This is a genomic window from Enterobacter sp. BIDMC 29 (assembly GCF_019378755.1).
Classification (GTDB): domain Bacteria; phylum Pseudomonadota; class Gammaproteobacteria; order Enterobacterales; family Enterobacteriaceae; genus Enterobacter; species Enterobacter ludwigii.
This window is the reverse complement of sequence record NZ_CP080000.1, coordinates 582094-602182: the sequence shown is the minus strand read 5'-3', so window position 1 is coordinate 602182 and position 20089 is coordinate 582094. Positions and strand designations below refer to the sequence as shown.

The window sequence follows — 20089 nt, the reverse complement described above, 5'->3', positions numbered from 1 at the left end:
TACTCCTCAGGAGCCCACCATGGATTTTACCGCCGGACTGATGCCGCTTGAGGCGGCACTCACGCAGATGCTTGACCGAATTTCCCCCCTGCACGACCACGAGACGCTGCCATTGGTGCGCTGTTTTGGTCGTATTGCCGCGCGCGATATCGTCTCTCCGCTTAACGTGCCTGGGTTCGATAACTCCGCAATGGACGGCTACGCGGTACGCCTGGCGGATATCCGGACGGATACGGCGCTGCCCGTGGCGGGTAAGGCATTTGCCGGTCAGCCGTTTAACGGTGAGTGGCCTGCGGGTAGCTGCATACGCATCATGACCGGTGCCCCCGTGCCGCCAGGCTGCGAAGCGGTGGTGATGCAGGAAGAGACCGAACAAACGGAAGCGGGCGTCCGCTTCACCGCGAGTGTTAAAGCGGGACAGAATATCCGTCGTACCGGTGAAGACATCACGCGTGGCGCAACGGTATTTGCCGCCGGGCAGAAACTGACGGTGGGCGAACTGCCGGTGCTGGCCTCGCTCGGCATTGCAGAAATTGACGTTATCCGTAAGGTACGCGTGGCGGTCTTTTCCACCGGCGATGAACTCCAGCTTCCGGGCCAGCCACTGCAGGACGGCCAGATTTACGACACTAACCGCCTCGCGGTACACCTGATGCTTGAACAGCTGGGGTGTGAGGTCATTAACCTTGGCATCATTGCGGATGATCCGGAGAAACTGCGCGCCGCGTTTATTGAAGCGGACCAGTCTGCGGACGTGGTAATTAGCTCCGGCGGCGTTTCCGTAGGTGAAGCGGATTACACCAAAACCATTCTTGAAGAGCTGGGAGAGATCGGCTTCTGGAAACTGGCCATCAAGCCGGGCAAACCGTTCGCGTTTGGTCAGCTGAAACACAGCTGGTTCTGCGGCCTGCCGGGTAACCCGGTTTCCGCCGCCCTGACCTTCTACCAGCTGGTCATTCCGCTGCTGGCAAAACTGTCTGGTAACCAGGCCCACCCGCTGCCGGTTCGCCAGCGCGTACGTGCGGCGACGCGCCTGAAGAAATCACCGGGCCGTCTTGATTTCCAGCGCGGTATTCTGACGCGCAACGCTGAAGGCGAGCTGGAAGTGAGCACCACCGGACACCAGGGCTCGCACATCTTCAGCTCGTTCAGCCAGGGCAACTGCTTTATCGTTCTCGAGCGTGAACGCGGCAGCGTGGAGCCGGGTGAATGGGTTGAGGTGGAAAGCTTTAACCACCTCTTCGGAGGCTAACATGACGGCTGAACTCAGCGACCAGGAGATGATGCGCTATAACCGCCAGATTGTTCTGCGCGGTTTTGATTTCGACGGCCAGGAAGCGCTTAAGGCAGCACGGGTGCTGGTCGTGGGGCTGGGGGGGCTGGGCTGCGCTGCGGCCCAGTATCTGGCCGCGGCGGGGGTGGGCAATATGACGCTGCTGGATTTTGATACCGTGTCGGTGTCGAACCTTCAGCGCCAGACGCTGCACAGCGACGCGACCCTCGGCCAGCCCAAAGTGGAATCGGCCCGCGCGGCGCTGGCGCGCATCAATCCTCACGTGAAGTTCACCCTGATTGACGCCCTGCTGGATGATGAGGCGCTGTCGGCACAGATAGCACGACACGATCTGGTGCTGGACTGCACCGATAACGTCACCATTCGCAATCAGCTGAATGCAGGATGTTTTGCCCACAAAACGCCGCTGGTCTCCGGTGCCGCCATTCGCATGGAAGGCCAAATCAGCGTCTTTACCTACGCCGGAGGCGAACCCTGCTATCGCTGCCTGAGCCGTCTGTTTGGCGAGAACGCCCTCACCTGCGTGGAGGCGGGCGTCATGGCTCCGTTAGTCGGCGTCATAGGTTCGTTGCAGGCTATGGAAGCGATCAAAGTGCTGGCGCATTACGGGACGCCTGCCGCGGGGAAAATCGTGATGTATGACGCGATGACCTGCCAGTTCCGCGAGATGAAACTGATGAGCAACCCCGGCTGTGAGGTATGCGGACGCTAAATGGTTGCCGGGCAAGCGTTAGCATAACCCGGCAACCGTATCAGAGCGTCGTTCTGCCAAACGCCCCTTGCCAGTCCTGCTCAAACTTCACTATTGCCGCATCCACCGCAGGCGAAGTAATAAACTGCTGAGCAACATCCAGCGGCAGGGTGATGGATTCACAACCTGCCAGCAGGCAGTCCAGTGCCTGACGCGGCGTTTTGAAGCTCGCGGCCAGCACTTTTGACTGCGGGGCATGCAGCGTCAGAAGCTGCTGCAGTTCAACCACCGTCTGGATCCCGTCCCCGCCCTGCGCGTCCACGCGGTTAACGTAAGGGGCAACATACTCAGCGCCCGCCAGCGCGGACAGCATCCCTTGTGCTGCACCGTACACCGCCGTACCCAGCGTCGGGATCCCTTCCGCTTTCAGCATTTTGATCGCCGCCAGACCTTCCGCCGTTACCGGCACTTTTACCACCAGGTCGTTGATAATGGTGCGCAGTTTACGCGCCTCTTCCACCATCCCTTCAGCGGTGGTCGCCATGACCTGCGCGAACAGGCGACCTTTCCCGCCGAGCGCATCCTGCAGCGCCGGTAGCAGCGCCTCGAGCGGCGTTTTCCCTGCCGCCACGATACTGGGGTTCGTGGTCACGCCCGCCAGCGGGAAGATACGCGCCAGCCGTTTCACTGCCGCGACGTCGGAAGTATCGAGATAAAGTTCCATGATGTAACCCTCAAATTTAGCCTGCACTTACCCTATCACGACAAAACCTGCTCAGGAGTTGACCTGCATCAAGATAACTTTCATTCGAAAGTAATTTAATCTTCATATGCAAGATGAGAGGCGAAAACATGATCTTCAATATTCAGCGTTACTCTACCCACGATGGCCCCGGTATTCGTACCGTTGTGTTCCTGAAAGGCTGCTCGCTGGGCTGTCGCTGGTGCCAGAATCCGGAAAGCCGCTCCCGCCACCGGGATGTTCTCTTTGACGCACGGCTGTGCCTGGAAGGCTGCGACCTGTGCCAGAAAGCGGCGCCGGGCATTATCGATCGTGCGCTGAATGGGCTGGTTATCCACCGTGAAAAGCTTAACGAAGAGACTCTCGACGCCCTCACCGACTGCTGCCCGACGCAGGCGCTCACCGTCTGTGGTGAAGAAAAGCAGGTTGAAGAGATTATGTCCACCGTACTGCGCGACAAACCGTTCTATGACCGCAGCGGCGGCGGGATAACCCTGTCCGGCGGTGAACCGTTTATGAATCCCGATCTGGCTCATGCCCTGTTTAAAGCCAGCCATGAGCAAGGCATACATACCGCCGTGGAAACCTGTCTCCACGTGCCATGGCATTATATTGCAACGTCATTACCGTATGTCGATCTGTTCCTGGCGGACCTGAAACACGTTGATGGCAGGACGTTCAAACAGTGGACCGACGGTTCAGCCAAACGGATCCTTGATAACCTGAAACGCCTGGCCGCCGCCGGTAAACAGGTCACCATCCGCGTACCGCTGATTCAGGGCTTCAACGCCGATGAAGCGTCGATTACCGCCATCACTAACTTTGCCGCAGACGAACTCAACGTCCGCGAGATCCATTTTCTGCCGTACCACACGCTGGGCATGAACAAATATACCCTGCTCGGCCAACCCTACTCTGCCCCTGATAAACCGCTGGATGATCCTGCGCTTCTGGACTTCGCACAGCAGTACGCCTGCCAGAAAGGGTTAACCGCGACCTTACGAGGATAAACTTATGACGACCCTGAATCTCAGCACCCTTAGCGAGCGCATAAAAGCACACAAAACGGCCCTCGTGCATATCGTGAAGCCGCCGGTCTGTACCGAGCGCGCCCTGCATTACACCGAGATGTACCAGCAGCATATGGACAAGCCGATCCCGGTGCGTCGCGCGCTGGCGCTGGCGCATCACCTCGCGCAGCGCACCATCTGGATAAAACACGATGAGCTCATCATCGGTAACCAGGCCAGTGAAGTCCGCGCCGCGCCAATTTTCCCGGAATACACCGTCTCGTGGATTGAAAAAGAGATTGACGATCTGGCGGACCGTCCGGGCGCAGGCTTTGCGGTGAGCGAAGAAAACAAGCGCGTATTGCATGAGATCTGCCCATGGTGGCGCGGCCAGACGGTGCAGGATCGCTGCTACGGCATGTTCACCGACGAGCAAAAAGGGCTGCTGGAAACCGGCATTATCAAAGCGGAAGGTAACATGACCTCCGGCGACGCACACCTGGCGGTTAACTTCCCGCTGCTGCTGGAAAAAGGTCTCGATGGTCTGCGCGACAAAGTGGCCGAGCGTCGTTCGCGTATCAACCTGACGGTGCTCGACGACCTTCACGGGGAACAGTTCCTGAAAGCGATCGATATTGTGCTGGAAGCGGTCAGCCTGCACATCGAACGTTTCGCCGCGCTGGCGCGTGAAATGGCGGCAACCGAATCCCGTGAAAGCCGTCGCGACGAGCTGCTGGCGATGGCAGAAAACTGTGATGTGATTGCCCATCAGCCGCCAACAACCTTCTGGCAGGCGCTGCAGCTGTGCTACTTCATTCAGCTGATTCTGCAGATTGAGTCCAACGGCCACTCCGTCTCGTTTGCCCGCATGGACCAGTACCTCTATCCGTACTACCGCCGCGACGTGGAGCTGAACCAGAGCCTCGACCGCGAACATGCCATCGAGCTGCTGCACAGCTGCTGGCTGAAGCTGCTGGAAGTGAACAAAATCCGCTCCGGTTCGCACTCCAAAGCTTCAGCGGGTAGCCCGCTGTATCAGAACGTCACCATCGGTGGACAGACGCTGATCAACGGTGAGCCTATGGACGCAGTCAATCCGCTCAGCTACGCGATTCTGGAATCCTGCGGTCGCCTGCGCTCCACGCAGCCAAACCTGAGCGTGCGTTATCATGCGGGCATGAGCAATGACTTCCTCGACGCCTGCGTGCAGGTGATCCGCTGCGGCTTTGGTATGCCCGCGTTCAACAACGATGAGATTGTTATTCCGGAATTCATCAAGCTCGGCGTCGAAAAAGAGGATGCCTATGACTATGCCGCGATTGGCTGCATCGAAACCGCAGTGGGTGGCAAATGGGGTTATCGCTGCACCGGCATGAGCTTTATCAACTTCGCCCGCGTGATGCTGGCAGCGCTGGAAGGCGGCCGCGATGCCACCAGCGGTAAGGTATTCCTGCCACAGGAGAAAGCACTCTCTGCCGGTAACTTCGATAACTTCGAAGAGGTGATGGCGGCGTGGGATACCCAGATCCGCTACTACACCCGCAAATCTATCGAGATTGAGTATGTGGTGGACACGATGCTGGAAGAGAACGTCCCCGATATTCTCTGCTCAGCGCTGGTGGATGACTGTATAGAACGCGCGAAAAGCATCAAACAAGGCGGCGCGAAGTATGACTGGGTGTCAGGCCTGCAGGTGGGTATTGCTAACCTGGGCAACAGCCTGGCCGCGGTGAAAAAACTGGTCTTCGAACAGGGTACGATAGGTCAGCAACAGCTGGCCGCCGCTCTGGCCGATGATTTCGACGGGCTGACCCACGAGCAGCTGCGTCAGCGGCTGATCAACGGCGCGCCAAAATACGGTAACGATGACGACAGCGTGGATATGCTGCTGACCCGTGCCTACGAAACCTATATCGCCGAGCTGAAGCAGTACCATAACCCGCGCTATGGCCGTGGTCCGATTGGCGGTAACTACTATGCCGGCACGTCATCTATCTCCGCGAACGTGCCGTTTGGCGCGGCAACGATGGCAACCCCGGATGGACGTAAGGCGCATACTCCGCTGGCAGAAGGAGCCAGCCCGGCCTCCGGTACTGACCACCTCGGCCCTACGGCGGTAATTGGCTCTGTCGGCAAACTGCCAACCGAAGCGATCCTCGGCGGGGTACTGTTAAACCAGAAGCTCAATCCGTCGACGCTGGAAAATGACAGTGACCGTCAGAAACTGATGGTGCTTCTGCGTACCTTCTTTGAAGTGCACAAGGGCTGGCATATTCAGTACAACATCGTTTCGCGTGAAACGCTGCTGGAAGCGAAGAAACACCCGGACCAGTATCGTGACCTGGTGGTGCGCGTCGCAGGGTACTCCGCGTTCTTTACCGCCCTGTCGCCGGATGCGCAGGACGATATTATTGCGCGTACCGAGCACACGCTTTAACTCTCTTCAGACTTATGCCCTCTCCCATCAAGGAGAGGGAACCTGTCTTTAAGCGGCAATTTCGGTTGCCGCTTTGCTTTGACTTTCGAATGAAATTAAATTTGTGCTCTCCGTCACCTTGTTATTAGAATGTTTCAAACGCAGTGACTCAGGAGCACAGTATGACCGTAAAAGTTATCGTCACCGATATGGACGGAACTTTCCTTGATGATGCCAAGCAGTACGACCGCGACCGCTTTCAGGCACAGTTTGAGCAGCTTAAAGCCCGTAATATTGAATTTGTTGTCGCCAGCGGCAACCAGTATTACCAGCTCATCTCCTTCTTCCCGGAACTGAAAGATCAGATCTCCTTCGTGGCGGAAAATGGCGCGCTGGTGTTCGATCACGGTGAGCAGATTTTTCACGGTGAACTGACCCGCCATGAGTCGCAAATTGTCATTGGCGAGTTGCTGAAAGACAACGCGCTCAACTTTGTGGCCTGTGGGCTGGAGAGCGCCTACGTCAGCGATCGGGCGCCGGACGCGTTTGTGGCGCTCATGTCAAAGCACTACCACCGCTTAAAACGCATCCGTGATTACCGCGAAATTGACGACGTGCTGTTCAAATTCTCCCTGAATTTGCCGGACAGCGATATCCCGAATCTTGTCGACAAACTGCACGTCTCCCTCGACGGGATTATGAAACCCGTCACCAGCGGTTTTGGGTTTGTCGATTTGATTATCCCGGGCCTGCACAAAGCCAACGGTATTAGCCGTCTGCTGAAGCGCTGGAAAATCTCGCCGCAGGCGTGCGTGGCAATCGGGGACAGCGGCAACGATGCGGAAATGCTGAAGCTGGTGAAATACAATTTTGCCATGGGCAACGCGGCGCAGAGCATCAAAACGATCTGCCGCTACAGCACGGATGACAACAACCATCAGGGCGCACTGAATGTGATTCAGGCCGTGCTTGACGACCACTCCCCGTTCGACGCGTAATCTCTCTCTTGCCGGAGCACTGCTCCGGCACCTCACTCTTTTTCCATCCTGTGGCACACGTCAAACATTTAAACTTGCATTAACTAATTTTTAACTTAAAGTATCACTTGTAGATATTTTTACTTTCGAATGAAAGATGCGAGGCAGTTATGACGTTTACCAGTGAAAGTTTGCCTGCGGACCATAAAGCAGCGATTCGTCAGTTGAAGCGTGAACTACGTGCGCAGATCGGAGACGTTCAGGCGGTATTCGACACGCTCAGCGATAAAATCGCGACCCGCGTGGCGGAAATTAATGCCCTGAAGAACAAAGGTGAAACCGTCTGGCCGGTTATCCCGTTTGCGGATGTGAAAAACGGGACGATCACCCAGGCACAGCGTGACGCGGTCAAACGCCGTGGCTGCGCGGTGATTAAAGGTCACTTCCCCCGCGAGCAGGCGCTGGCGTGGGATCAATCGATGCTCGACTACCTCGATCTCAACCGGTTTGATGAGGTCTATAAAGGTCCGGGCGATAACTTCTTTGGTACCTTAACCGCCTCACGTCCGGAAATTTACCCTATCTACTGGTCGCAGGCGCAAATGCAGGCCCGCCAGAGTGAAGAGATGGCGCAGGTACAGTCGTTCCTGAACCGTTTATGGACCTTCGAGAGTAATGGCAAGCAGTGGTTCGATCCGGACGTCAGCGTCATTTATCCGGACCGTATTCGTCGTCGCCCACCGGGTACCACCTCTAAAGGGCTGGGCGCGCATACCGATTCCGGCGCGCTGGAGCGCTGGCTGCTGCCGGCCTATCAGCAGGTCTTTGCCCGCGTTTTTGACGGCAACGTGGATAAATACGATCCGTGGAACGCCGCACACCGTACCGAAGTGGAAGAGTACACCGTGGATAACACCACAAAATGTTCTGTATTCCGCACCTTCCAGGGCTGGACGGCGCTGTCAGATATGATCCCGGGTCAGGGGCTGCTGCATGTGGTGCCGATCCCGGAAGCGATGGCCTACATTCTGCTGCGTCCGCTGCTGGATGATGTCCCGGAAGATGAACTCTGCGGCGTCGCGCCGGGACGTGTCCTGCCGGTCTCCGAGAAATGGCATCCGCTGTTAATCGAAGCGCTGAGCAGCATTCCTGCACTGGAAGCAGGCGATTCCGTGTGGTGGCACTGTGACGTGATCCACTCCGTTGCACCGGTGGAAAATCAGCAAGGCTGGGGCAACGTAATGTATATCCCTGCCGCCCCGATGTGCGAGAAAAACCTCGCCTATGCGAAAAAAGTGAAAGCAGCGCTGGAAACCGGTGCATCGCCGGGCGATTTCCCGCGCGAAGATTATGAAAAAAACTGGCAGGACCGCTTTACCGTGAACGATCTGAATATTCACGGCAAGCGTGCCCTGGGCATGGCTTAACTGTCGTATAACCCTTCCCGCTCCACGGCGGTGCGTCGTTTCCCCTGACGTATCCGCCGGACAGAACCCCGCACGGCCAGCGTGCCGTTAAGCAATAACGTTCCCACCGGCGCATCCGGGCGCATCAGCCGTTGCTGAAGCATATGCACCGCTTCGGTTCCCAGTTCATCGCGAGGTACGTGCACCGCCGTGAGCGGAACATCCTGAATGGCCGCCAGATTAAACCCGTCAATGCTCATCACCGAGATATCCTGCGGCACACGCAAGCCCTGTTTTTGCAGCGCACTGATGGTGCCCGCCGCCATAAAATCGCCGCCGACCAAAAATGCGGTGGGCAGATCCTTACCCTGCATTTGACGGAGCCAGGAGGTGACCAGCTCTTCCGTTTCGCGCGCGCTGAAGCTCGGAGCCACCAGCAGATCGCGTTTATCGTTGAATTTCAGGTTGTGAGACTGCCACGCATCGCGGATCCCGGCCAGACGCAGTTCCATGGTGTAACGCCGCAGGCAGAGGACATTCATCACCTCACGGTGTCCCATTTCAAACAGATAGTCCGCGGCCCGCTCACCTATCGCGCGGTGGTCCGGTGCCACTGCAGGCAGGCGCATATGCCGGTCGCGGCAGTTAATCAGCATGCAGGGTTTACCCACATCCACCGCCAGATCGTGAATATGCGGATCGTCGATACCGAGAAGAATAGCGGCCTGTGTCTCCGGCTCGTTCATCCGTGCCAGAAAAAGCTGTGCGTCGCTGTCATTCTCTTCCAGCGCGCAATAACGCAGACGGACATCGTGGGAAGCAAGGCCTTTACTCACGCTCTGGATCACGCGGTAGTAAAAGATGTCGGACCGCTCGTCAAAGGCGCGCTGTGGCGCAAAAACCACCAGGCTGTTGAGCAGCAGACGCCCCGCCGCCAGACCGTCCATCACCCCCAGCTCCCGCGCGCAGGCCAGCACCGTGGCGCGCGCTTTTTCACTGGTGTTCGCTTTTCCTGCCAGCACCCGCGACACGGTGCTGATGGAGAGCTGCGTGCGGGCGGCAATTTCGGTGATTTTTAGCCTTTTGTCCATTTTGTGATCTGGCTCCATTTGCGAAATGAAAAAATTTTCATAGCGTACTTATCAGGCAGTAACGGGCATGAAAAGCATCATGCCAGATGATTTATGTCATTGATGAGAAATTTTGCACAAAATCCACTATTGCCCGCTCATTTTCTCCCTTAAGGTGAATTTGTCACACCACTTCCATACTAGTTGTATAGCAACTTCCAAATTAAAACGGATAGAAATCAAAGCCATAAAAATCAGTGTGACACCTGAACCTCCGTCCCCTTACCGTCCGTCTTGTGGAGAGTAAAATGAGTCAGGACATCAATAACACCGTTGCGACAAGCAAAACCCGTCGCGTCATTAAGAACCTGCGCTGGTATGTGCTGGTGCTGTTCTTACTGGGCGTCACCGTTAACTACATCACCCGAAACTCGCTGGGTATTCTCGCCCCTGAGTTGAAAGAGAGCCTTGGGATCACCACCGAGCAATACTCCTGGATCGTCGGGGCATTTCAGATTGCCTACACCATTTTCCAGCCTCTGTGCGGCTGGTTGATCGACGTGATTGGTCTGAAGATTGGCTTTATGGTTTGCGCCGGGATCTGGGCGCTGATGTGTATTTTCCACGCCGGGGCGGGCAGCTGGCTGCACCTGGCTATCTTGCGCTTCTTTATGGGTGCTTCTGAAGCGGCCGCCACGCCGGCGAATGCGAAAACCATTGGCGAATGGTTTCCGAAATCGGAACGTCCTGTCGCGGCCGGTTGGGCGGGCGTAGGGTTCTCCATTGGCGCGATGCTGGCACCGCCCATCATCTATTTCGCGCACGCCTCGTTTGGCTGGCAGGGCGCGTTTATGTTTACCGGCGTGCTGGCGCTGCTGTGGGTGATCCTCTGGTGGGCTTTTTACCACAACCCGGAACAGCATCCGAACCTGAGCAAGGACGAACTGGCATTTATCAAGCAGGATAACGAACCGCCTGCGGTAAAACTGCCCTTCCTCACCGCGCTGAAAAATGTCTCCAAAAATAAGCGCTTCTACGGTATCGCCCTTCCGGCGTTTATGGCCGAACCGGCCTGGGCCGTGCTGAGCTTCTGGGTTCCGCTGTATCTCGCCAAAGAGCACGGCATGGATTTGAAGCAGATTGCGATGTTTGCCTGGCTGCCGTTCCTTGCCGCGGACCTCGGCAGCGTGGCAAGCGGCTACCTCACCCGTCTGTATGCCCGACTGTTCGGCTGCAGCCGTGTGAACTCGGTGGTGGCCAGCTCCGTCACCGGGGCATTCCTGATGATCTCCCTGGCCGTCGTGGCCATTACCCGCGACCCGTATATCACCATCGTGCTGATCTCCATCGGCGGTTTCGGGCATCAGATCATCTCCTGCATGCTCAGCGCGCTGGTCGTGGAGTCATTTGATAAAGGTCAGATGGCGACCGTTAACGGCATGCGCGGCTCGGCGGCCTGGATCGCCAGCTTCCTGTTCTCCCTGTTAATTGGGGTGACCGCCGACAAAATCGGCTTTAACCCGCTCTTTATTGCCATGGGGTTCTTTGACCTGATTGGCGCTGTTTTCCTGGTGGCATTTATTGCTGAACGTCGCGCCAAGCGCGCCTGATAGTGGATGTATTGCGTATGAAAACCCTGAAAAACTGGACCGTTGATAAGCAGTCGGCAAATCATCTGGAACTGCTGGTCGATAACCAGCACCGTCTGTGCCTGTATGTGCTGGAAGAAAATCTGTTCCGCGTGCTGATTAAACGCAAAGGTGAACTGACGCTGGATCGCACCTGGAGCATCGCCCCGCAACAAGATGTGCCGTGGGAAGGTCGCCGCCGCGACGATCTGAGTGGTTTCACCTGCCCCGCCTGGACGCTAACGCAGCAGGACGACGTGCTGACGGTTGCCACCGAACAGCTGCGTGTGACCGTGCATCAGCCGCTGTGGCTGGAGTGGCACTACCGCAATGAGGCAGGTGATTGGCAGCCGCTGGTCAACGACCGTCCAACCAGTGCTTATCTGCTGAATGCCCATGGCGACGGTGCGGCGCACTACCTGAGCCGCCGCAAAGATGAACGCTTCTACGGTCTGGGTGAGAAAGCCGGCGATCTGCAGCGTAACGGTAAACGCTACGAGATGCGCAACCTCGATGCAATGGGCTACAACGCGGCCAGCACCGATCCTCTGTACAAACATATTCCGTTCACCCTCACCCGTCGCGATGACGTGAGCTACGGTCTCTTCTACGACAACCTGAGCAGCTGCTGGCTGGATCTGGGCAACGAGATTGACAACTATCACACCGCCTATCGTCGCTGGCAGGCGGAAGCGGGCGACATCGATTACTACATTTTTACCGGCAAGCGCGTGCTGGACGTCACCAAAGCTTTCGTGCGTCTGACCGGGAAAACGCTCTTCGGGCCGAAATGGAGCCTGGGTTACAGCGGTTCGACCATGCATTACACCGACGCGCCGGATGCGCAGAACCAGCTGATGAACTTTATTCGTCTGTGCGAAGAACATGCTATTCCCTGCGACTCGTTCCAGCTCTCTTCGGGCTATACCTCGATCAACGGCAAGCGCTACGTCTTTAACTGGAACCACGACAAGGTGCCGCAGCCGAAGGTGATGACCCAGGCTTTCCACGACGCGGGGTTAAAGCTGGCGGCCAACATCAAGCCATGCCTGCTGCAGGATCATCCGCGCTATAACGAAGTTGCGGAAAACGGGTTGTTCATCCGCGATTCAGAAACCGACGCGCCAGAACGCTCCAGCTTCTGGGATGACGAAGGTTCTCACCTCGATTTTACCAACCCACAGACGGTGAAATGGTGGCAGGAAGGGGTAACCACGCAGCTGCTTGAGATGGGGATCGACTCCACCTGGAACGACAACAACGAATATGAAGTGTGGGATGGCGAAGCCCGCTGCCACGGCTTTGGCAAGGAAATCGCGATCAAGCACATTCGCCCGGTGATGCCGCTGCTAATGATGCGTGCCTCGCTGGAAGCGCAGCAGCGTTTTGCCCCGGAAAAACGTCCGTATCTCATTTCCCGCTCCGGCTGCGCGGGCATGCAGCGTTACGTCCAGACCTGGAGCGGCGATAACCGTACCAGCTGGGATACCCTGCGCTATAACACCCGCATGGGTCTGGGAATGAGCCTGTCCGGGCTGTTTAATGTGGGGCATGATGTCGGTGGCTTTTCTGGCGACAAACCCGACGCGGAACTGTTCGTACGCTGGGTGCAAAACGGCGTGATGCATCCGCGCTTTACTATTCACTCATGGAATGATGACCACACCGTTAACGAGCCGTGGATGTATCCGGGCGTGACGCCGGCTATTCGTGGTGCCATTGAATTACGTTATCGTCTGCTGCCGTACCTTTATACCCTGCTCTGGCAGGCGCATACCGACGACGAACCGATGCTACGCCCGACCTTCCTCGACCACGAACACGATGCGCAGACGTTTGAGGAGAACGATGATTTCCTGCTGGGTCGCGACCTGCTGGTGGCCAGCGTGGTGGAGGCCGGGCAGCGCGAGCGACGCGTCTGGCTGCCGGATAACGAAACGGGCTGGTACGATTTTTACACCCACGAGTGGTTCGCTGGCGGGCAGTGGATCGTACGTGATGCGCCGCTGGAGAAATTGCCGCTGCTGGTACGTGCCGGTGCGGGTCTGCCGCTCAGCGAACGCATTACGCATGTCAGCGCGGAAAAAGACACTACCCGTGAGCTGAAACTGTTCCCGGTGAAAGGCGTCGGTTCAACCGCGGGCCTGCTGTTTGAAGACGATGGTGAAAGCTGGGGCTATCAGAACGGCAATGCGCTGTGGGTGGAATGGGACATGGCATGCGACGGTGCCACCATCAACCTGAAGGTCAGTGCGCGGGGAGATTATCGTCCGGCGTGGAAAGCGCTGAAGATATCGTTACCGGCCGGGGAAAAACGCACGCTGCTGGTGAATGGTATTGAAGGGAGTGAATGGGTGGTCTAGTACGGCCTGATGCCCGCTCCCACAGGGAGAGGGCATCAAACACAGGCCCGGTAGGCGTAGCGCCACCGGGCTTTTTTTAACCCTCGATACCTTTACTGCGCAGGTAATCTTCGTAGTTACCGGTGAAGTCCACCACGCGCTCAGGCGTAATTTCGATCACGCGGGTCGCCAGCGAGCTGACGAATTCACGGTCGTGAGAGACGAAGATCAGGGTCCCCTGATACATCTCCAGCGCCATGTTCAGCGATTCGATAGATTCCATATCCAGGTGGTTAGTCGGTTCATCCATCACCAGGATATTGGGTTTTTCCATCATCAGCTTACCGAACAGCATGCGCCCTTTTTCACCACCGGAAAGCACTTTAGCAGGCTTCTTGATGTCGTCCTGGCTGAACAACAGACGACCCAGAATGCTGCGCACCGCCTGCTCGTCATCGCCTTCCTGCTTCCACTGGCTCATCCAGTCGAAGACGGTCAGGTCGTTTTCGAACTCGTATTCATGGTCCTGTGCGTAGTAACCAATCTGCGCGTTTTCAGACCACTTCACGGTACCGTTATCCGGCTGCAGTTCGCCGACCAGGGTTTTCAGCAGGGTGGATTTACCCACGCCGTTGGCACCCAGAATGGCGATCTTCTCGCCCACTTCCAGCAGCAGGTTAAAGTTTTTAAACAGCGGACCGTTTTCAAAACCTTTAGCCAGGGCTTCCACTTCCAGCGCATTACGGAACAGTTTCTTGTCCTGCTCGAAGCGGATGAATGGGTTCTGACGGCTGGACGCTTTCACTTCATCAAGCTTGATCTTGTCAATCTGACGCGCACGAGAGGTCGCCTGGCGAGATTTAGAGGCGTTCGCGCTGAAGCGGCTGACGAAAGACTGCAGATCCGCAATCTGGGCTTTCTTCTTGGCGTTATCCGCCAGCAGACGTTCACGCGCCTGCGTGGCTGCCGTCATGTACTCGTCGTAGTTGCCCGGATAAACGCGCAGCTCGCCGTAGTCCAGGTCCGCCATGTGTGTACACACCATGTTCAGGAAGTGACGGTCGTGCGAGATGATGATCATGGTGCTGTCGCGATCGTTCAGCGTCTGCTCCAGCCAGCGGATGGTGTCGATGTCCAGGTTGTTCGTTGGTTCGTCGAGCAGCAGGATATCCGGATTAGAGAACAGCGCCTGCGCCAGCAGAACACGCAGTTTCCAGCCTGGCGCGACTTCGCTCATCGGGCCGTAATGTTGTTCTACCGGAATACCCACACCCAGCAGCAGCTCGCCCGCACGCGCTTCCGCAGAGTAGCCATCCATTTCGCCGTACAGCACTTCGAGATCGGCCACTTTGTAGCCATCTTCTTCGCTCATCTCCGCCAGCGCGTAGATGCGATCGCGCTCCTGCTTCACTTCCCACAGCTCCGCGTGTCCCATGATAACGGTGTCAAGGACGGTGAACTCTTCAAAGGCGAACTGATCCTGACGCAGCTTACCGATGCGCTCGTTTGGATCGAGCGAAACGTTGCCCAGCGTCGGCTCTAAATCACCGCCGAGGATTTTCATAAAAGTAGATTTACCGCTACCGTTGGCGCCAATCAGGCCGTAACGGTTGCCGCCGCCAAATTTGACGGAAATGTTTTCGAACAGCGGCTTACTGCCAAACTGCATAGTGACGTTGCTGGTAACTAACACGGGGAGATTCCTGCGAAAAGTGTGATAAACACGGCATTATGCCACAATTCCGAATTGAGATCCCGCGTTGCGGCAATCCGCTAAACTTTAACAAAATCGAAAAAAATGTGATTTCGTACACATCTGAATTCCCTGTTAGCGGGAATGCACATATAATGCGCTCCCATCAAGATTCAGACTTATCAACTCATCGCCGGAATGGCTTAGATACCTCGCACAACATGAACATGAAATTAACAACGCTTTTTGCGGCGGCGTTAGCCGTAGTAGGTTTTTGCAAAACCGCTTCTGCGGTGACTTATCCGCTGCCGACAGACGGTAGCCGTCTGGTTGGTCAAAACCAGGTGGTCACGGTGCCTGAAGGTAACGCTCAGCCACTGGAATATTTCGCGGCGCAGTACCAGTTGGGCCTGTCTAACATGCTGGAAGCGAATCCGGGTGTTGACCCGTATCTGCCTAAAGCCGGTACCGTGCTGAACATTCCTCAGCAGCTGATTCTGCCGGATACCGTCCATGAAGGTATCGTCATCAACAGCGCGGAAATGCGTCTGTATTACTACCCGAAAGGCACCAACACGGTTATCGTGCTGCCAATCGGTATCGGCCAGCTGGGTAAAGACACCCCAATGAACTGGACGACCAAAGTTGAGCGTAAGAAAGCAGGCCCAACCTGGACGCCAACCGCCAAAATGCACGCAGAGTACATCGCTGCGGGTGAACCCCTGCCAGCTGTTGTACCGGCAGGCCCGGATAACCCTATGGGTCTGTACGCACTGTACATTGGCCGTCTGTACGCGATTCACGGGACCAACGCCAACTTCGGTATCGGCCTGCGCGTAAGCCACGGCTGCGTACGTCTGCGTAACGAAGACATCAAATTCCTGTTCGAAAACGTGCCGGTCGGTACCCGCGTCCAGTTCATCAACGAACCGGTTAAAGCGACGTCTGAGCCGGATGGCAGCCGTTACATTGAAGTACATAACCCGCTGTCCACCAGCGAAGACCAGATCAACAACAACGAAATCGTTCCGGTTACGCTGAACAGCGCGGTGCAGTCCGTGACCTCTCAGCCGGATGTAGAGACAGCGATTGTTGACCAGGCCGTTCAGAACCGTTCTGGTATGCCAGTGCGTCTGAACTGACCCTCTGCCCGGTGGCGCTTTGCTGACCGGGTCTGAGAATAAAAAAGCGGGCTCTGATGCCCGCTTTTTTTATCCGTTATTGACGATAACTATCCCGCCGTGGTCGTAACGGTAGTGACAGTGGGCATACTCAAGCGGTGTGCCATCCTCCAGATAGATAACCTGCTCCACCTCCAGCACCGGATCGGTCTGCTCGCAGATAAGGTGTTGCATATCCAGCGCGTTCGGTTTTAGCGCCCGCACCACCCGGTACGACCCCATGATTTTCAGCCCCAGCGTCTCCTGCACGTAGCGGAACACGGAGCCTTCAAGATGGCTTTTATTCAGACCGGGCACCAGATTAAGCGGCATAACGGTGGAGTCCAGCGACATCGGCTCACCGTTGAGCAGACGCAGACGAACAAAGTCATAGACAGGCGCATCGGCGTTAATCATCAGCGAGGCCTGCTCCTTCTCGTTCGGAAAGCGCAACTCGAAATGGACCACGACGCTGGAAACGGTGCCCAGATGCTCCCAGGTTTTTGTTGCGCCGAAGTAGTCGCTGCCGGAAAGATCCCACTGCGAGAGTTGCAGGAAATTTTTGCGGATAAACGTCCCCTGCCCCTGACGGGTATAGATCAGCCCTTCCACAATTAACTGGCGTATGGCCTGCTGTATGGTCATCCGGCTGGTGCTGAACTCCGCCGCCAGGGCAAACTGGTCCGGGAGCGGTTCGTTGGCGGCGTATTGCGAGCTAATAATGCGTTTCTTAATTTCCCGCGCTATGGTGATGTACTTCGCCGCCATCGTCCTTCCTTTCTGTTAGTTTTCTGTCCCGCTGTTTTTTAATGCCACTCTCTCGGCAATTTTGAGGAAAGGCAGGTAGAAGAATACACCAAATACAATGATTGCCAACTGCACGACCACGGCGCGCCAGTCCCCTGCCGTTGCCAGCCAGGCGCTCAGAATGGGCGGAGTTGTCCACGGGATCATAACCACACAGCGCGACATTACCCCCAGGGTAGTACAGAACCACGCAAACCAGATACCTATGGCAGGTAGCAGCACAAAGGGGATCATCAGCGGCAGGTTGAACACAATCGGCAGGCCAAAAATGACCGGCTCGTTGATGTTAAACAGACCCGGCGCCAGCGACAAACGGGCCACCTGTTTCGCCGATTTTTGCCGTGAGAAGACGAAAATGGCAATCAACAGTGAAATCGTGCTGCCGGTGCCCCCCACCATACCAAAGGTCGGTACAAAGATATTGTTGATGATATGTGGGACAGGCTGACCGTTGGCAAAGGCCAGCATATTCTCGTTGGTGTTGATCAGCAGAAACGGCTCCAGCACCACGCTGTTAACCACCGACTGATGGATCCCAAGCGTGAACAGGAAGTTACCAAAGCTATAGATAAAAATCGTGCCCGGCAGGCTGGTGTTGATCAGGCGCAGCGGCTGCTGAATAAAAGTGGTGATCAGGTGGATGAGATCCGTGTGCAACACGTTCGCCAGAAGCGCGGCCAGTATAGCAAACAGGGAAAGCGTCAGGATCGTCGGGATCAGCGCGGTAAACGATTTACTGACCGCCGGCGGTACATTTTCACCTAAAGAAATGTGCAGCGCTTTCAGACGAGAAATGGCGATAAACAGTTCCGTTGAGAGCAGACCAATCAGCACCCCGGCAAAAATGCCGGTTGAGCCAATATTGGAGAACGTCAGCACCTGCGTGACGTTCACCGTGGCGTCGCTGCCGACGGGCGTGAGCTGTAAGCGCATCGGCATCATAATGATAAAACTGCTGATGGCGATAACCACTGCCGAGACCGGGTTGTCGAAGTCTTTGTTGCGTGCCAGCGACCAGGCAATCATCGGTGCCAGCAACAGCGCGGCGATATTCAGCGTACCGTTAATAATCGCCTCGCCCCACACCTTAAAATGCGCCAGCGTGTCGCCTTCAAAAATCCATGGGAATACCACGTTATTCACCAGCACCGCCAGACCGGCAAGGATGAAAATGGGCATGACCGTGGCGAAGGCATCGCGCAGGGAACGCAGGTGCACCTGGTTTGCCAGGCGCGCCGAGAACTCAACAAATCTGTCGACAAAAGACTGCATATGCGGTGTTATTTTTGTTTCAGACATAGCGGATATTTCCCTTCAATCAGTCACAAAAACGGCCCGGCAGCGTACGGCTTACATCTCGCGTCCGTTGGTATGGATAACCTGTTTCAACCATGCGTAGCTCTTCTTCGGTACGCGCTTTAAGTCTTTCAGGTCGTGGTTTTCACGGTTCACATAGACCACGCCGTAACGCTTACGCATGTCTCCCTGTGAACTCAGAATGTCGATTAAGCCCCAGCCGAGGTAGCCGATCACCTCTGCGCCATCCTCAAACATGGCTTGTTTCATCGCCTCGATATGCGCCCGGTGGTAGTCAATACGGTAGGTATCTTCAATCGGATTCACACCGTCCCAGGACTCGATCACCCCAATACCGTTTTCAATCGGGAATACCGGCATACGCCAGTCGTTGTAATAGCGGGTGATGATGGTGCGAAAGCCCAGCGGATCAATCTGCCAGTTCCATTCGGTCGCTTTCAGGTACGGGTTATTTTTATCACCGTGCAGAAGGTAATCGTTGACCGGCGTTCCTTCGGGGATCGCATCGCTGTCGAGGGTTTTACTGGCGTAGTAGCTGAAGGCCATATAGTCGTTTTTGGTACGCGCCAGCAGCGCAAGATCCTCAGCGCGGTAGATATCCGCAAAACCTTGCTGTTCCACGACGGCCATCACCGCCGGGCTGTAACCCTGGCCGGCAAAGACGCGCAGCAGGTTCTGGTTGAGGAATTCGTCATACTGCTGGGCGCAGAAGATATCACGCGGTTTACAGGTCGCCGGATAGACCAGCTGGTGCGCCAGCATACCGCCCATCAGCTGGCCCGGACGGGTCTGGTGCAGGTATTCGGTCAGGGTCATATGCGCGACCATGGTGTGGTGCTGCAGTTCATACAGCTCGCGCAGGGTTTTCTCGCCTTTCATATAGCCCGAGATCCGGAAGGCTTCCGGCATGTGGAAGATGTTCTGCTCGTTAAACGTCAGCCAGTATTTCACCCGGTCGCCGTAACAGTCGATCATCTTTTTGCCGTAGCGGATAAACGCGTCCATCACACGGCGATCGTTAAAACCGTTGTACTCCTGCGCCAGCGCCAGCGGCATATCGAAGTGGTAGAGGCAGATCATCGGCTCAATGCCGCGGGCAATTAAATCGTTAATAAAGCGGTCATAAAAGGCGATACCTTCGTCGTTGAAGTCACCGTCGCCCTGTGGACATACGCGGCTCCAGGCGATCTGAAAGCGGTAGCAGTTCATGCCCAGATCCTGCATCAGGTCGAAATCTTCCCGATAGCGGTGGTAGGAATCGGTCGCGACTTTCCAGTCAGAAACGTTCTCCCCGGCTTCGCGAATGTCATATACCGACATTCCCTTTCCTCCCTCATTCCAGGCCCCTTCCGTCTGCATACTGGATACGGAATTGCCCCATAAAAAATTGGCTGGCAGAAATTGATTCATGATCGCTCCCTATATGACTAGTCATTTAAAATTTCATGACTAGTCATATAGACGAAGACGAAAAATCAATCAAAGAGGAGGATCGTTTTTTGTGAGCAAGGCGGGAAAAAAACCCGGTCAGCGAAG

General features: G+C 56.1%; 15 protein-coding genes. 9 read left to right on the top strand and 6 right to left on the bottom strand.

Annotation, left to right across the window (positions count from 1 at the left end; all coding sequences use genetic code 11):
- Positions 1-19: 19 nt before the first annotated feature.
- Together moeA and moeB are read left to right on the top strand one after the other, a co-directional pair.
- Entirely contained in the window at positions 20-1252 is a 1233-nt protein-coding gene (gene moeA, locus JTA15_RS02735) for a molybdopterin molybdotransferase MoeA (RefSeq protein ID WP_219372829.1), read from the top strand.
- A 1-nt stretch (position 1253) separates the two neighbouring features.
- Positions 1254-2006, top strand: coding sequence for a molybdopterin-synthase adenylyltransferase MoeB (gene moeB, locus JTA15_RS02730; RefSeq protein WP_219372828.1), 753 nt, complete (start codon positions 1254-1256; stop codon positions 2004-2006).
- 40 nt (positions 2007-2046) lie between these two features.
- Here the strand turns inward: moeB and fsa are convergent, their stop codons facing one another.
- Positions 2047-2709, bottom strand: coding sequence for a fructose-6-phosphate aldolase (gene fsa, locus JTA15_RS02725; RefSeq protein WP_020884894.1), 663 nt, complete (start codon positions 2707-2709; stop codon positions 2047-2049).
- 128 nt (positions 2710-2837) lie between these two features.
- On the opposite strand from fsa, the gene JTA15_RS02720 reads away from it, so the two are divergent.
- The 4 genes from JTA15_RS02720 to JTA15_RS02705 all read left to right on the top strand — a co-directional run bounded on the left by JTA15_RS02720 (position 2838) and on the right by JTA15_RS02705 (position 8557).
- Positions 2838-3737, top strand: coding sequence for a glycyl-radical enzyme activating protein (locus JTA15_RS02720; RefSeq protein ID WP_163304667.1), 900 nt, complete (start codon positions 2838-2840; stop codon positions 3735-3737).
- Positions 3738-3741: 4 nt separating this feature from the next.
- Entirely contained in the window at positions 3742-6174 is a 2433-nt protein-coding gene (locus JTA15_RS02715) for a formate C-acetyltransferase/glycerol dehydratase family glycyl radical enzyme (RefSeq protein ID WP_025204613.1), read from the top strand.
- A 161-nt stretch (positions 6175-6335) separates the two neighbouring features.
- Complete coding sequence (locus JTA15_RS02710; protein WP_047357149.1) at positions 6336-7151, top strand: Cof-type HAD-IIB family hydrolase; 816 nt, start codon at positions 6336-6338, stop codon at positions 7149-7151.
- Positions 7152-7300: 149 nt separating this feature from the next.
- Complete coding sequence (locus JTA15_RS02705; RefSeq protein ID WP_014169275.1) at positions 7301-8557, top strand: DUF1479 domain-containing protein; 1257 nt, start codon at positions 7301-7303, stop codon at positions 8555-8557.
- Here JTA15_RS02705 and JTA15_RS02700 read toward each other — a convergent pair.
- Entirely contained in the window at positions 8554-9627 is a 1074-nt protein-coding gene (locus JTA15_RS02700) for a LacI family DNA-binding transcriptional regulator (protein ID WP_219372827.1), read from the bottom strand. The genes JTA15_RS02705 and JTA15_RS02700 overlap by 4 nt on opposite strands.
- Before the next feature lie 287 nt (positions 9628-9914).
- On the opposite strand from JTA15_RS02700, the gene JTA15_RS02695 reads away from it, so the two are divergent.
- On the top strand, positions 9915-11216 hold the full coding sequence (locus JTA15_RS02695; protein WP_020884899.1) for an MFS transporter: 1302 nt from the start codon (positions 9915-9917) through the stop codon (positions 11214-11216).
- Positions 11217-11233: 17 nt separating this feature from the next.
- Positions 11234-13597 (top strand): TIM-barrel domain-containing protein, encoded by a 2364-nt coding sequence (locus JTA15_RS02690; protein ID WP_219372826.1) that lies wholly within the window; start codon positions 11234-11236, stop codon positions 13595-13597.
- 76 nt (positions 13598-13673) lie between these two features.
- Here JTA15_RS02690 and JTA15_RS02685 read toward each other — a convergent pair whose 3' ends face one another.
- A complete protein-coding gene (locus JTA15_RS02685; protein WP_020884901.1) occupies positions 13674-15269 on the bottom strand; it encodes an ABC-F family ATPase in 1596 nt (531 codons plus the stop codon).
- Between the two features lie 221 nt (positions 15270-15490).
- Here JTA15_RS02685 and ldtB point away from each other — a divergent pair, with 221 nt between their 5' ends.
- The gene (ldtB, locus tag JTA15_RS02680; RefSeq protein ID WP_025204618.1) at positions 15491-16411 is read left to right on the top strand and encodes a L,D-transpeptidase; all 921 of its coding nucleotides are present in this window, start codon (positions 15491-15493) and stop codon (positions 16409-16411) included.
- 69 nt (positions 16412-16480) lie between these two features.
- Here the strand turns inward: ldtB and JTA15_RS02675 are convergent, their stop codons facing one another.
- The 3 genes from JTA15_RS02675 to JTA15_RS02665 are packed head-to-tail and all read right to left on the bottom strand — an operon-like array spanning position 16481 to position 19963.
- The gene (locus JTA15_RS02675) at positions 16481-17197 is read right to left on the bottom strand and encodes a GntR family transcriptional regulator (RefSeq protein WP_032677739.1); all 717 of its coding nucleotides are present in this window, start codon (positions 17195-17197) and stop codon (positions 16481-16483) included.
- A gap of 15 nt (positions 17198-17212) precedes the next feature.
- Positions 17213-18535 carry a PTS sugar transporter subunit IIC gene (locus tag JTA15_RS02670; RefSeq protein ID WP_219372825.1) on the bottom strand — a complete coding sequence of 441 codons (1323 nt, stop codon included), beginning with the start codon at positions 18533-18535 and terminating at the stop codon, positions 17213-17215.
- A gap of 51 nt (positions 18536-18586) precedes the next feature.
- Positions 18587-19963, bottom strand: coding sequence for a glycoside hydrolase family 1 protein (locus JTA15_RS02665; RefSeq protein ID WP_032681380.1), 1377 nt, complete (start codon positions 19961-19963; stop codon positions 18587-18589).
- Positions 19964-20089: the final 126 nt, after the last annotated feature.

Bases quoted from the DNA above. Each gene is read 5' to 3' on its own strand.
- moeA (WP_219372829.1), top strand. From the start codon at position 20: ATGGATTTTACCGCCGGACTGATGCCGCTTGAGGCGGCACTCACGCAG.
- moeB (WP_219372828.1), top strand. From the start codon at position 1,254: ATGACGGCTGAACTCAGCGACCAGGAGATGATGCGCTATAACCGCCAG.
- fsa (WP_020884894.1), bottom strand. From the start codon at position 2,709: ATGGAACTTTATCTCGATACTTCCGACGTCGCGGCAGTGAAACGGCTG.
- JTA15_RS02720 (WP_163304667.1), top strand. From the start codon at position 2,838: ATGATCTTCAATATTCAGCGTTACTCTACCCACGATGGCCCCGGTATT.
- JTA15_RS02715 (WP_025204613.1), top strand. From the start codon at position 3,742: ATGACGACCCTGAATCTCAGCACCCTTAGCGAGCGCATAAAAGCACAC.
- JTA15_RS02710 (WP_047357149.1), top strand. From the start codon at position 6,336: ATGACCGTAAAAGTTATCGTCACCGATATGGACGGAACTTTCCTTGAT.
- JTA15_RS02705 (WP_014169275.1), top strand. From the start codon at position 7,301: ATGACGTTTACCAGTGAAAGTTTGCCTGCGGACCATAAAGCAGCGATT.
- JTA15_RS02700 (WP_219372827.1), bottom strand. From the start codon at position 9,627: ATGGACAAAAGGCTAAAAATCACCGAAATTGCCGCCCGCACGCAGCTC.
- JTA15_RS02695 (WP_020884899.1), top strand. From the start codon at position 9,915: ATGAGTCAGGACATCAATAACACCGTTGCGACAAGCAAAACCCGTCGC.
- JTA15_RS02690 (WP_219372826.1), top strand. From the start codon at position 11,234: ATGAAAACCCTGAAAAACTGGACCGTTGATAAGCAGTCGGCAAATCAT.
- ldtB (WP_025204618.1), top strand. From the start codon at position 15,491: ATGAACATGAAATTAACAACGCTTTTTGCGGCGGCGTTAGCCGTAGTA.
- JTA15_RS02675 (WP_032677739.1), bottom strand. From the start codon at position 17,197: ATGGCGGCGAAGTACATCACCATAGCGCGGGAAATTAAGAAACGCATT.
- JTA15_RS02670 (WP_219372825.1), bottom strand. From the start codon at position 18,535: ATGTCTGAAACAAAAATAACACCGCATATGCAGTCTTTTGTCGACAGA.
- JTA15_RS02665 (WP_032681380.1), bottom strand. From the start codon at position 19,963: ATGAATCAATTTCTGCCAGCCAATTTTTTATGGGGCAATTCCGTATCC.